The sequence below is a fragment of the Streptomyces sp. NPDC029956 genome, from assembly GCF_055574655.1.
In genome coordinates, this window is record NZ_JBVHZJ010000028.1 from 94,683 (window position 1) to 107,711 (window position 13,029).

Annotated in this window: 11 protein-coding genes; 8 read left to right on the forward strand and 3 right to left on the reverse strand. The window is 73.8% G+C overall.

What is annotated here, in order from left to right; genetic code table 11:
- Positions 1-105 precede the first annotated feature (105 nt).
- Positions 106-2,589 (forward strand): MFS transporter, encoded by a 2,484-nt coding sequence (locus ACZ4XX_RS22620; RefSeq protein WP_468509660.1) that lies wholly within the window; start codon positions 106-108, stop codon positions 2,587-2,589.
- Between the two features lie 30 nt (positions 2,590-2,619).
- Here ACZ4XX_RS22620 and ACZ4XX_RS22625 read toward each other — a convergent pair whose 3' ends face one another.
- Positions 2,620-3,816: a hypothetical protein gene (locus ACZ4XX_RS22625; RefSeq protein ID WP_468509661.1), complete on the reverse strand. Its 1,197-nt coding sequence runs from the start codon at positions 3,814-3,816 to the stop codon at positions 2,620-2,622.
- Positions 3,817-3,990: 174 nt separating this feature from the next.
- Between ACZ4XX_RS22625 and ACZ4XX_RS22630 the strand changes: the two genes are divergently transcribed.
- The 5 genes from ACZ4XX_RS22630 (at position 3,991) to ACZ4XX_RS22650 (ending at position 9,791) form a co-directional block, all read left to right on the forward strand.
- Positions 3,991-4,224, forward strand: coding sequence for a hypothetical protein (locus ACZ4XX_RS22630; RefSeq protein WP_468509662.1), 234 nt, complete (start codon positions 3,991-3,993; stop codon positions 4,222-4,224).
- Between the two features lie 371 nt (positions 4,225-4,595).
- Positions 4,596-5,429, forward strand: a complete 834-nt coding sequence (locus tag ACZ4XX_RS22635; RefSeq protein WP_468509663.1) for a M55 family metallopeptidase — start codon at positions 4,596-4,598, stop codon at positions 5,427-5,429.
- Positions 5,422-6,756 (forward strand): M20/M25/M40 family metallo-hydrolase, encoded by a 1,335-nt coding sequence (locus ACZ4XX_RS22640; RefSeq protein WP_468509664.1) that lies wholly within the window; start codon positions 5,422-5,424, stop codon positions 6,754-6,756. The genes ACZ4XX_RS22635 and ACZ4XX_RS22640 overlap by 8 nt, the downstream gene beginning before the upstream one ends.
- Before the next feature lie 42 nt (positions 6,757-6,798).
- Complete coding sequence (locus ACZ4XX_RS22645) at positions 6,799-8,799, forward strand: S9 family peptidase (RefSeq protein ID WP_468509665.1); 2,001 nt, start codon at positions 6,799-6,801, stop codon at positions 8,797-8,799.
- 35 nt (positions 8,800-8,834) lie between these two features.
- Positions 8,835-9,791 carry a S66 peptidase family protein gene (locus ACZ4XX_RS22650; RefSeq protein ID WP_468509673.1) on the forward strand — a complete coding sequence of 319 codons (957 nt, stop codon included), beginning with the start codon at positions 8,835-8,837 and terminating at the stop codon, positions 9,789-9,791.
- A gap of 75 nt (positions 9,792-9,866) precedes the next feature.
- Here ACZ4XX_RS22650 and ACZ4XX_RS22655 read toward each other — a convergent pair whose 3' ends face one another.
- Both ACZ4XX_RS22655 and ACZ4XX_RS22660 read right to left on the reverse strand, forming a co-directional pair.
- Positions 9,867-10,970, reverse strand: coding sequence for an adenosine deaminase (locus ACZ4XX_RS22655; protein WP_468509666.1), 1,104 nt, complete (start codon positions 10,968-10,970; stop codon positions 9,867-9,869).
- A gap of 334 nt (positions 10,971-11,304) precedes the next feature.
- Positions 11,305-12,066, reverse strand: a complete 762-nt coding sequence (locus ACZ4XX_RS22660; protein ID WP_468509667.1) for a GntR family transcriptional regulator — start codon at positions 12,064-12,066, stop codon at positions 11,305-11,307.
- Positions 12,067-12,276: 210 nt separating this feature from the next.
- Between ACZ4XX_RS22660 and ACZ4XX_RS22665 the strand changes: the two genes are divergently transcribed.
- Both ACZ4XX_RS22665 and ACZ4XX_RS22670 read left to right on the forward strand, forming a co-directional pair.
- Positions 12,277-12,528 carry a lipopolysaccharide assembly protein LapA domain-containing protein gene (locus ACZ4XX_RS22665; RefSeq protein ID WP_468509668.1) on the forward strand — a complete coding sequence of 84 codons (252 nt, stop codon included), beginning with the start codon at positions 12,277-12,279 and terminating at the stop codon, positions 12,526-12,528.
- Positions 12,525-12,875: a hypothetical protein gene (locus ACZ4XX_RS22670; RefSeq protein ID WP_468509669.1), complete on the forward strand. Its 351-nt coding sequence runs from the start codon at positions 12,525-12,527 to the stop codon at positions 12,873-12,875. Before ACZ4XX_RS22665 ends, ACZ4XX_RS22670 begins: the two co-directional genes overlap by 4 nt.
- Positions 12,876-13,029 lie beyond the last annotated feature (154 nt).

The window sequence follows — 13,029 nt, forward strand, 5'->3', positions numbered from 1 at the left end:
GGCCGCCGGACGCCACTGACCTCCCGTACCGCCCGACTTGCTCCCCCTTCGTACCCAATGCGAAGAATGGCGCGGCGCAGACGCCGTGACGAGGGGAGCAGGTACGTGGGTGCGATCACGATCGTGAAATCCGCCGAGGACGGAGAGGTACCGGCGGCCGCGGGGACCGCGGGACCGCTCGCCGCGGGCGGCCCGCCCGCCGACCCCACCCCGCCGACCCACCCCGACCACCTCGACCCCCGTCGCGTCCGGCTCGTCTTCTGCGGCCTGATGCTCGCGTTGCTTCTTGCCGCGCTCGAGCAGATGATCGTCGCCACCGCCCTGCCGAAGATCGTCGGCGAACTCCAGGGCCTCGACCGGATGTCCTGGGCGATCACCGCCTACCTGCTGACCGCCACCATCGGCCTGCCGGTCTACGGAAAACTCGGCGACCTCCTCGGCCGCAAGGGCGTCTTCCTCTTCGCCATCGTCGTCTTCGTCATCGGCTCGGGACTCGCCGGCTGGTCCCGCAGCATGGACGAACTCATCGCCTTCCGCGCGATCCAGGGCATCGGCGCCGGCGGCCTGATGATCGGCGTCCAGGCGATCATCGCCGACATCGTCCCCGCCCGGGAACGCGGCCGCTACATGGGCCTGATCGGCGCCGCCTTCGGCCTCGCCTCCGTCGCGGGACCCCTCCTCGGCGGCTTCTTCACCGACCACGTCTCCTGGCGCTGGTGCTTCTACTTCAACGTGCCCTTCGGACTCGTCACCCTCGCCGTCGTCGCCGTCGTCCTCGAACTCCCCAAGCCCACGGCACGCGCCCGCTTCGACGTCCTCGGAGCCCTCCTCCTCGCCGCCGCGTCCACCTGCCTGGTCCTGCTCACCAGTTGGGGCGGCACCGAATACGCCTGGGACTCCCGCGTCGTCATCGCCCTCGCCTGCGGCGCCGCCGGAACCACCCTGCTCTTCCTGGTCGTCGAGCACTTCGCGCCCGAACCCCTCATCCCGCTGCGGCTGTTCCGCGACTCCGTCTTCACCGTGACCGCCCTCGTCGGCGCCGTCGTCGGGATCGCGCTCTTCGGCGCCGCCAGCTACCTCCCCAGCTTCCTGCAGATGGTCGAGGGCGCCACCGCCACCGAGTCCGGCCTCCTGATGCTGCCCCTCATGGGCGGCATCGTCATCGCCTCCGTCGTCTCCGGCCAGCTCATCAGCCGCACCGGCCACTACAAGATCTACCCACTGCTCGGCGGCGCCCTCTCCGTCCTCGGCATGTGGCTCCTCTCCCGCATGGACGCCGACACTCCGCGGCTCCAGCACAGCCTCTGGCAGGCCGTCCTCGGCACCGGCATCGGCCTCGTCATGCCGGTGCTCGTCCTCGCCGTACAGAACTCCGTACGCCCCGGCGACCTCGGCACCGCGACCAGCGCCCACAACTACTTCCGCCAGATCGGCGGCAGCGTCGGCGCCGCCGTCTTCGGCACCCTCTTCGCCTCCCGGCTCGACGACGCCCTGGGCGACCGGCTCAGCAGCGTCCTCGCCGGCGGCGCGACCTCCCTGCCGCCCGCCGAGTCCATCACCCCGCAGACGGTGCACACCCTGCCGCCCGCCGTACGCGACGCCTACATCCAGGCGTACGCGGACGCGATGCCGCGCATCTTCCTCTACCTCGTGCCGGTCCTCGTGCTCGGCCTCGTCCTCGCCTTCTTCCTCAAGGAGAAACCGCTGGTGTCCCACCACAGCCCCACCACCGAGGCCACCGGAGCCGACGAGTTCGGCGGCGCCCAGGCCGTCCCGCACGCCCGGCACGCCGCGCCCGTGCCCGCGCCCGCCTCCTTCGCCGCCCCGCACCCCGGGCTCCCCGTCTGCGGCACCGTCCAGCACCACGACGGCAGCCGCGTCCCCCGCGCCGCCCTCACCCTCATCGACGTCCAGGGCCGGCAGGTCGGGCGGGGCGCCAGCGGTGAGGACGGGCGGTACGCGCTGAGCGTCCCCGGCAACGGCGCGTACGTCCTCATCGCCGCGGCGGGCGGACACCAGCCCCAGGCCGTCTCCGTCACCGTCGGCGACCGGCCCGTCGAGCTCGATGTCGTCCTCGGCGGCGCCGGCCGGCTCGCGGGCAGCGTCGTCACCGCCGACGGGACACCCGTACGCGACGCGGCCGTCACCCTCACCGACGTCCGCGGCGAGGTCGTCGCCTCGACCCGCAGCGGACGCGAGGGCGGCTACGTCATCTCTGAACTGGTCGCCGGCGAGTACACGCTCGCCGCCAGCGCCCCCGCCTTCCGGCCCGCCGCGCTCCCCGTCAGCGTCCAGTCCTCCCGCGAGACCCGACAGGACATCGAACTGGCCGGCGGCGCGGTGCTGCGCGGCACGGTACGGGCCGGTGGCGGGCGTCCCGTCGAGGACGCCCGGATCACCCTGCTCGACGCCGCCGGCAACGTCGTCGACACCCTCACCACCGGCGCCGACGGCACCTTCCGCTTCGTGGACCTGTCCTCCGGCGAGTACACCGTCATCGCAGCCGGCTACCCGCCCGTCGCGACCGTCCTCCAGATGGCCGGCGGCGGCCGCACCGAGCGCGATCTCCAGCTCGGCCACCAGGACTGAGAGGACCGCCCTCCGGGCGGCTCTCCGGGGTCAGGAGGCGGTCGACGCCCTGCGCAGCGTGCTGATGCAGGAGCTGATCGCCTCCTGGAGCGCTTCGAGGCGCTGGAGCATGTCGTCCTCGAAGATCTCCTCCTCCAGGACCTCGTCGAGGGTCAGCTCCTCGAAGACCTTCGTCGCCTTCTGCAGGCTGCTGTAGAACTTCGTCCGCCGCTCCTGGACCCGCAGCGCCGGGTCCTCCTCGACCGCCTTCGCGACCAGGCCCCTGACCGTGTCGTACGCCTCACCTGCCCACTCGCCCGCCTCCTCGGAGTCGTCGAGTTCGTCGAGGAGCGACAGATGCCGCTCGGCCTCGGCCCGCAGCGCTGCCGGCGCCTCGACGGTCTGCCCGGCCGGCGTCTTGATCTGGCCGTTCTCGACGATCTGGCGCACGTACCCGATGCGGTCGGCCGCCTTCGCCTCGCTCGCCACGGCCTTCTTCAGATCGTCGGTACGCGCGATCGCGCGGGCCATCTCCGTCTGCAGGGCCGGATCCTCCTTCATCCGGTCGAGCAGCGCACCGCGCGCCGCCTCCGCCGTCCCCGGGTCGGCGAGGATCGCGGCCCGCAGCGCCGTCGGGTTCTCCGCGACCTCCAGGGCCTTCGTCGGCCGGATGCCCTCCGCCTCCGCCGCCGCACTGATCGCCTGTCCGCGCACGGACGAGGCGCTGTTGCGCGAGGTGTAGTACGAGAGCCAGACGTCGGCCTCGGGCAGTTCGACGTCCTCGCCGGGAACGAGCACCTCGAACTGCGGGACGAGACCGTCGTCGGCCGCCATGTCCCAGGCCTTGTAGTAGCGCATGACCCGCTCCGCGGAGCACCCCGCGAGCCCCGCGAACGCCTTCGCCGAGACCTTCGTCGCCGCCGTTCCCTCGGCGGCCTGTCCGCCGGGACGGACGCTGCGCGCCACCTTCAGCGCGAAGGTCCAGCCGCCGGTGCGGGCGTAGACCCCGAAGTCCAGGGCGTCACGGACGACGACGGGGTCGAGGTCCGCGGCGGCGGCGGGGTCGAGGTCGTCGGAGGGGTCGAGGTCGTCGGAGGGCTCGGCGGAAGGCTCGTCGACGGGGGCCCCGGCCGCTTCGGCGGTCTCAGCGGCCGGCGACTCAGTCTGCTGGACCCAGAACTCCGCCGACGGGTCGGCGGGCGCGGGGACGACGGGCGAGGTGTCGGACGGGTCGAGGGCGATGGTCACCGAGAGCACTCCGGAAGGTCGGGTACGAGAACTGCGGCCGACAGCCTATACGCACACCTTGGCGATATTTCGTCCGATTCAAGACATCGAGCCTGCGGAAAACCGCCGGCGCGGCGGCCGGCCGGGCGGACAGGATGCCGCCGTGACCTACGGAATCGAGTCCCACCCCGCGCGATGAGCGCGCCGTACGAGCGCCCGGCGCTCGCACCCTCCCTGTACGCGTACGCCGAGGGCCTGCGCTACTCCGCACCCGACGCACCCCTGCCCCGCGGCGGCCTTCCGCTGCCCGACGGCGCGTACCCACCGCGTGGCCCGGCCGACTGCCGCACCGCCCGCGAGGCCGCGAGATCGCCCGCGCCGAGCAGGACCGCGGCTGTACCTGGCCGGCCCGCCGGACAGCCCGGCTGATCGGCGCGGGGCCGCGCGAGCGGCCCGAGCTCCTCACCCGGTGGGGGCTCCGGCGAGGATGGATCTCCACGGACTTCCACAGACCCGACACGACCGTCGTCACCTTCGACGGCCCGCCCCTGGCAGCCGACGGCACACCCGACACGGAACAGTCGGCACGCCGGTTCCTCTGGGAACTCCCCGACGACGGCACCCCTCCCGAGGACCAGGCCGAAGCCGCTCTGCGCCGCCTCGCGGAGGAGGATCCCAGAAGGTATCCGGAACCGTCGGGGTGACCCCGTACGCCGTCCCGGTGACTGCCAGTGGTCCACTCCAACGACGGTTTTCCACAGGGGTGGTGAGCCCGCCGGGCGGCGCGTACGGTGCCAGTCATGAAGATCCTCATCAGCGCCGACATGGAGGGCGCGACCGGTGTGACCTGGCCTGCCGACGTGCTGCCCGGCACGCCCCAGTGGGAGCGGTGCCGCGCGATGTTCACCTCCGACGTGAACGCCGCGGTGCTCGGCTTCTTCGACGGCGGCGCCGACGAGGTCCTCATCAACGAGGCGCACTGGTCCATGCGGAACCTGCTCCTGGAGCGGCTCGACGAGCGCGCCGAGATGCTCACCGGCCGGCACAAGTCCCTCTCCATGGTCGAGGGCGTCCAGCACGGGGACGTCGACGGCATCGCCTTCATCGGCTACCACACCGGCGCCGGCACCGAGGGCGTCCTCGCCCACACCTACCTCGCCAACTCGATCACCGGCGTCTGGCTCAACGGCGAGCGCGCGAGCGAGGGCCTGCTCAACGCCCACGTGGTCGCGGAGTACGGCGTGCCCGTCGTCCTCGTCACCGGCGACGACCTGACCTGCGAGGACGCCCTCGGCTACGCCCCGGAGGCACCCAAGGTCGCCGTCAAGGACCACGTCTCGCGGTACGCCGCCGTGTGCCGGACCCCGGCCAGAACCGCCGCCGACATCCGGGCAGCCGCGAAGACCGGCGCCGCGCTCGCCGTCCGCCACGAGCCGGTCCACGGCGGCCCCTTCACCGTGGAGCTGGAGTTCGACGCCGATCATCTGGGCGCGGCCGCCACGGTGGTTCCCGGCGTGGCGCGCGGCGCGGAGCGGCGCGTCGCGTACACCAGCGAGACGATGTACGAGGCAATCCGCACATTCAAAGCGGTCACGACGATCGTCTCGGCCGCGGTGGAGGAGCAGTATGGCTGAGGAGGTCCGGGGCCCGGACACGACGGCGCTCGACGAGGTGGTCACCTTCACCTCCGAGCTCATCCGCATCGACACCACCAACCGAGGCGGCGGCGACTGCCGTGAACGGCCCGCCGCCGAGTACGTCGCCGAGAGGCTCGCCGCCGTCGGCATCGAACCCACCCTCCTGGAGCGGACCCCCGGCCGCACCAACGTGGTGGCACGCATCCCCGGCACCGACCCCTCGGCCGAGGCCCTCCTCGTCCACGGCCATCTGGACGTCGTGCCCGCCGACCCCGCCGAGTGGACCACCCACCCCTTCTCCGGAGAGATCCGCGACGGGGTCGTATGGGGCCGCGGCGCCGTCGACATGAAGAACATGGACGCGATGGTCCTGGCCGTCGTCCGCTCCTGGGCCCGGCAGGGCATCCGGCCGCGCCGCGACATCGTCCTCGCCTACACCGCGGACGAGGAGGCGAGCGCCGAGGACGGATCCGGCTTCCTCGCCGACCGCCACGCCGCACTCTTCGAGGGCTGCACGGAGGGCATCAGCGAGTCCGGTGCCTTCAGCTTCCACGCGCAGCCCGGCACCACCCTCTACCCGATCGCCGCGGGGGAGCGGGGCACCGCCTGGCTCAAGCTCACCGCCGACGGCCGCGCCGGCCACGGCTCCAAGGTCAACACGGCCAACGCCGTCACCCGCCTCGCCGACGCCGTCGCCCGCATCGGCTCGCACACCTGGCCCGTCCGGCTCACCGCCACCGTCCGCGCCGCCCTCGCCGAACTCGCCGCGATCCACGCCCTCGACATCGACACCCGTGCGCCCGACCTCGACGTGGACCTCCTCCTCGACAAGCTCGGACCCGCCGCGGCCCTCGTCGCGCCGACCGTCCGCAACAGCAGCAACCCGACGATGTTGGAGGCCGGCTACAAGGTCAACGTCATCCCGGGCCAGGCCGTCGCCTACATCGACGGCCGGACGCTGCCGGGCACCGAGGAGGAGTTCGCCCGGACCATGGACGAGCTGACCGGCCCGCACGTGGAGTGGGAGTTCCACCACCGCGAGGTCGCCCTGGAAGCCCCCGTCGACTCGCCGACCTTCGCGAAGCTGCGGGCCGCCGTCGAGCGCTTCGACCCGGACGGCCACGTCCTGCCGTTCACCATGTCCGGCGGCACCGACGCCAAGCAGTTCTCCCGGCTCGGCATCACCGGCTACGGCTTCTCGCCGCTCCGGCTGCCCCCGGACCTCGACTACGGGGCCCTCTTCCACGGCGTCGACGAACGTGTTCCCGTGGACGCGCTGCACTTCGGCGTCCGGGTGCTCGACCACTACCTGACGTCGGCGTAGGACCGTCATCGTTCGCGTAACACCGTGACAGGGGGAGCTGGGATGAAAACGATCGCCGCCCACGGCAGCTGGCCGTCACCCGTCGACGCGGCGCTCGCCGCCGCCCACGACGGGCGGCCCGAGTACCCCGGCGTCGTCGGCGACGAGCTGTGGTGGACCGCGCCGCGGCCCGCCGAGGGAGGCAGGCGCGCCCTCGTGCGACGGCGTGCCGACGGCACGGAGGAAAGCCTGCTACCCGCCCCGTGGAACGTCCGCAGCCGGGTCATCGAGTACGGCGGCCTGCCCTGGGCGGCCGTCCCGCGCCCGGCAGGCGGACCCCTCGCCGTCTTCTGCCACTTCCCGGACCAGCGGCTCTACGCCCACGAGCCCGACGCCGCCCCCGGCACCGAGCCCCGGCCCCTCACGCCCGTCTCCGGGACCGGCCGCGGACTGCGCTGGGTGGACCCGGTCATCCACCCCGACCGGGGCGAGGTGTGGTGCGTCCTGGAGGAGTTCACCGGCCCCGCCCCCACCGACGTGCGCCGGGTGCTCGTCGCCGTCCCCCTCGACGGCTCCGCCGCGGACGACCGCGCGGCGGTACGCGAACTCTCCGACGAGCGCCACCGGTTCGTGACCGGCCCCCGGCTCTCCCCGGACGGCCGCCGGGCGGCCTGGATCGGCTGGGACCACCCCCGGATGCCCTGGGACGGCACCGAGGTCCAGCTCGCCGAGGTCACCCCCGAGGGCACCTTCCACCGAGCCAGGACCGTCGCGGGCGGCCCCGCCGAGTCGATCCCGCAGGTCGACTGGGACGCCGCCGGTCGGCTGCTCCTCGTCAGCGACCGCACCGGCTGGTGGAACCTCTACCGGACGGAGATCGACACCGACGGCGGCCTCGGCGAACCGGCGGCGCTCTGCCCCCGCGCCGAGGAGTTCGGCGGACCGCTCTGGAAGATCGGGCTGAACTGGTTCACCCCCCTGGAGAACGGTCTGATCGCCGTCGTCCACGGCAAGGGAACAACCGCCCTCGGCGTCCTCGACCCCGACCGCGGCACGCTCGTCGACGCCGTCGGCCCCTGGACCGAATGGGCCCCGACCCTCGCCGCCCACGGCAGCCGCGTGATCGGCATCGCCGCCTCCCCGCACAGCTCCTACGAGCTCGTCGAACTCGACACCCGCACCGGCCGCACCCGGGTCGTCGGCGCCGCCCACACCGACGCCGTCGACCCCGCCCACCACCCCGAACCCCGCGTCCGTACCTTCACCGGCCCCCGCGGACGCGAGATCCACGCGCAGATCTACCCGCCCCACCACCCCGACTTCGCCGGCCCCGATGACGAACTGCCGCCCTACGTCATCTGGGCCCACGGCGGACCCACCGGTCACGCCCCACTCGTCCTCGACCTGGAGATCACCTACTTCACCTCGCGCGGCATCGGCGTCGCCGAGGTCAACTACGGCGGCTCCACCGGCTACGGCCGGGAGTACCGCGAGCGGCTGCGCGAGCAGTGGGGCGTCGTCGACGTCGAGGACTGCGCGGCCGTCGCCCTCGCGCTCGCCGCCGAGGGCACCGCCGACCCGGCCCGGCTCGCCGTCCGCGGCGGCAGCGCCGGCGGCTGGACGACCGCCGCCTCCCTCGTCTCCACCGACGTGTACGCCTGCGGCACCATCATCTACCCCATCCTCGACCTGCGGGGCTGGGCCACCGACGAGACCCACGACTTCGAGTCCCAGTACCTCCACGGGCTCATCGGGTCCATCGACGACGTCCCCGCCCGGTACAAGGAACGCTCGCCCATCGAGCACGTCGACCGCGTCACCGCGCCCTTCCTGCTGCTCCAGGGCCTCGACGACGTCATCTGCCCACCCGCACAGGCCGAGCGCTTCCTCACCCGCACCGCCGGCCGGGGCGTCCCGCACGCCTACCTCGCCTTCGAGGGGGAGGGCCACGGCTTCCGCCGGGCCGACACGATGGTCCGCGCCCTGGAGGCGGAACTCTCCCTGTACGCCCGGACCTTCGGCATCACCCGGACGGACGTACCGGACCTGGAGTACCGCACGTGACGACGCCCGAACCCACCCTCCCCGTCCCGCCCGCCCTGCCCGTCCCGGCGGAGTCCCGGCCGCACGTCGGCCCGCTCACCCGGGCCGAGCGGCTGCGGCCCGGCGCCCGGGTCGCCGTCGTCGCCCCCGCCGGACCCGTCCCCGAGGAACGCCTGCGGGCGGGACTCGACATCCTCCGCGGCTGGGGCCTCGACCCCGTCGTCGCCCCGCACGCCCTGGACACCCACCCCGTCCTCGACCACCTCGCCGGCGCCGACCGGGCCAGGGCGCGGGACCTGACCGAGGCCTGGTGCGACCCCTCGGTCTCCGCCGTCCTCTGCGCGCGCGGTGGATTCGGCGCACAGCGCATGGTCGACCTCGTCGACTGGCGGGCGATCAGGGAGGCCGGGCCCAAGGTGTTCGTCGGCTACAGCGACATCACCGCCCTGCACGAGGCCTTCGCCGTCCGGACCGGCTATTCGACCCTGCACGGCCCGATGGTGGCCGCGGGCACCTTCCTTTCGGACCCGCGCACCCGGGAGTCCCTGCGGGCCACGCTGTTCGAGCCCGAGTCGGTGCGCACGCTCGGCCTGGACACGGCACGAACGCTGGCACCGGGACGCGCCCGTGGTGTGACCCTCGGCGGCTGCGTCAGCCTCCTCGCCGCCGACCTCGCCACCCCGCACGCCCGCCCCTCGGCCCGCGGCGGGCTGCTGCTCCTGGAGGACGTGGGGGAGGAGCCGTACCGACTGGACCGCATCCTCACCCAACTCCTCCGCTCCGGCTGGCTCGACGGCGTCGCGGGCATCGCCCTCGGCTCCTGGGCGGAATGCGGCCCGTACGAGGAGATCCGGGCGGTCCTCACGGACCACCTCGGCGACCTCGGCGTCCCGGTCGTGGAGGAACTGGGCTTCGGCCACAGCGAAACGGCCCTGACGATGCCGCTCGGGCTGTCGGCAGTCCTGGACACGGAGCAGAACACCCTCACCCTGGACGCCCCGGCCCTGCGCTGAGGGGGGGGCGGACGAGGGGCCTGGGCGCACCCTGGGTCCAGGGGCGGGAGGTCCCCTGGGTCCAGGGGCGGGAGGTCAGACCGCCACGGCCCGGAGCGTCGCGTACCCCGGGCGGACGACCTCGTCGATCAGCCGCTGCCGCTCCGGCAGCGGCAGGAAGGCGGCCTCCAGAGCGGCGACCGTGAACTCCTCGAAGACCTCGGAGCTGTAACCGAAGGCGTCCACCATGTGCTGGAACTCCTCGCTCATGGTGGTGCCGGAGACCAGCCGGTTGTCCGTGTTGAGCGTGATCCGGAAGCCCAGGCGGCGCAGCTCGTCGATCGGGTGCGAGGCGTAGTCCTTCGCGGCGCCCGTCTGGAGGTTCGACGTCGGGCAGACCTCCAGGGCGATCCGGTTGTCCCGGACGTACGAGGCGAGCCGGCCGAGCGTGCCGTCCTCGGCTATGTCGTCCGTGATCCGCACGCCGTGGCCGATCCGCTCGGTGCCGCAGACCTGCACGGCCTCGTGGATCGACTCCGCGCCGACGGCCTCGCCCGCGTGGATCGTGAAGTGGCAGTTCTCCCGCTTCAGGTGCTGGAATGCGGGGAGGTGGCGGGCCGGCGGGTTGCCGATCTCGCCGCCGGCGATGTCGAAGCCGGCCACGCCCTTGTCCCGGTGCGCCACCGTGAGCTGCGCGATCTCCAGGGAGCGGTCCGTGTGGCGCATGCCCGTGAGGAGGGTGCGGACGGTGATGCGGCCGCCGGAGCGGCGCTCGCCCTCACGGAAACCGTCGTTCACGGACTCGACGACCTCGTCGAGGGTCAGACCGCCCTCCAGGTGCTGCTCGGGGGCGTAGCGGATCTCGGCGTAGACGACACCGTCCGCCGCGAGGTCCTCTGCGCACTCGGCCGCGATGCGCGTGAGCGCCTCGCGGGTCTGCATCACCGCGCAGGTGTGGGCGAAGGTCTCCAGGTAGCGCTCCAGCGAACCGGAGTCGGCCGCGTCCCGGAACCAGACCGCGAGGGCGGCGGGGTCCTCGGTCGGCAGCGCGGTGTAGCCGCACTCCCGTGCCAGCTCGACGATGGTCGCGGCGCGCAGCCCACCGTCGAGGTGGTCGTGGAGGACGGCCTTGGGCGCCCGGCGGATCCACTCGGAGACGGTGGCGGCGGCAGGCGTGGCAGGGTTGTCAGACAAGTGCATGGCGGGGAAGTGTACGCCACGGGGGAGGGGCCCGCTGTGACGGGCCCGCAGGGGGTGCGGGAGGAAGAGCCGAGAGGGGCGCGACGGGAGTCGCGGCGGGTGCGGCGGAGGCGTCCTGGGGTGGGGTGGAGCGTCCGGGGGGGTGCGGTGCGTGCCCGGGGGTTGGAGTGGAGCGTTCCTGGGTTGGGGTGGAGCGCCCCGGGGGTTGGGGCGCGTGCCCGGCGGGTTCCGGGAGCCGCCGTTCGCAGGTTGCGCCGGCCCGGCGGTCCGGGGTCGGTCCGGGGCTCGGGCTCGGGGCGTCCTGCCGGTCAGGCCGGGCTCGAAAGGAGACCCTCTAGTGCGACTGCAGGACGGGCAGTGCCGGGGCGCCCGTCGGGAGCATGTGCTTGGCGGCCAGGACCGGGGTCTCGCCGACCCGCACCACCTGGGTGACCAGCACGGCCGGGGTGTCCGCGGGCCGCCCCAGCTGGTCCCCGCGCCGCCGCCCGAGCAGCGTCGCCGTGATGCCGCTGTGCGCGGTGAGCGCCGTGTCCCGCGAGGCCCCGAGCAGGACCGACAGCATCGAGACGGCGGGCCCGCGCGCGGTGCGCTCCTCCGTCGCCCGCAGGGCCCGGGCGAACTCCGGGTGCACCCGCTCCAGCAGCTCGTCGGCCGCCGCCCACTCGTGGCTCAGCGCCGCCGCCGTACCCTCCCCGGTCAGCACGGATTCCCAGAACCGCAGCTCCGCGCGGGCCGGGGCGAGCAGGTGCTGGGTGGTGAAGTCGGTCGGTTCCTCGACCGTGCGCAGCAGCGCCCGCACCCGCAGCGGTGTGCCCGCGCCGATCAGCTCCTCCAGCGGCTGGACGTGCTCGAACCCGCGCCGGGGCGGCCGGTCGTTGACCGTCCGGCCCACCCCGCGGCGTACGGTCAGCAGGCCGTCCTCCTGGAGCAGCAGCAGTGCCTCGCGCAGGGCCGGCCGGCTCACGCCCAGCTCGGCGGCGAGCTTCGGCTCGGACGGGAGCGTCGAGCCCGGCGGGTAGGTGCCGTCGTGGACGGCGTCCGCGATCCGCTCGTAGAGCGCCACGACCGGCCGCCGCCGCTGTCCGCTGACCGCCACGGCCGCTCCTCGTCTCGATTCCGGTCGGTTCCGGTGGGTCCTGCTGCCCCGGTTCCGACGGTGTCCGGCACCACGGTAGTCGGCCGACGTTGTCTGACAAGTCACCCGTACGGCTGCTCTCGCCGTCACGGTGAGGCTCCACTCACCCCATTCTGGTCCCACGGCTGTGGCCGCGTACGACCGACGGCACGACGGAGGAGAGGGCAGGGCATGAGTCCAGAGGAGACGTCACGGACATCGGGCGGAGGCGGGTCCCGGTACGCCGAGGCCCTCACGCCCGGCCGGATCGCGATGGCCGCGCTCGCCATCGTCACCCTCGTCTTCATCTTCCAGAACACCCGGGAGGTCAAGATCCGGCTCCTCGTCCCCGAGGTGTCCATGCCGCTCTACCTGGCCCTCCTCGCGACCGCCCTCATCGGCGCCGCCTGCGGCTACTACGCCGCGGCCCGGAGGCGGAAGTGAAGCGGCGCGCCGTCGTGGGGGCGGGCGCCGTCCTCGCCCTCGCGGCCGTCGCCGTCACCTCGACCGAGGAGGCCGCCGCGGCCGACGACGGCTCGGGGGCCCGCCCGGTGCCCGACTTCCTCGGCCGCGGCCTGTGGCGGGTCTTCACCCGGCTGGACCGCCGTACCCGGCTCGACGTCCACGATGTGAGCGGGCGGGACCGGCGGGTGATCTGGCCGCCGCGATGGCGGGTCGTCACCCAGTACCCGGCGGCGGGCACGGGCCTCGACCGGCGCACCACCGTCATGATCGGAGTCGTACGGAAGGGAGAGAGCTGCCCGCCGCGGGTGCGCATGGCGAGGCGCTGAGGACCCGGCGCCGTTGAGCGCCCCCAGCCCCCAGCCTCCAGCCCCCAGCCCCCGGCCGACGGCCGGCCCTCTGCCCGGCATCGGTGGGCGGGGGGGGGGGGGGGGGGGGGGGGGGGGGGGGGGGGGGGGGCGGGCGGGGGGGGGGAGGATGGTC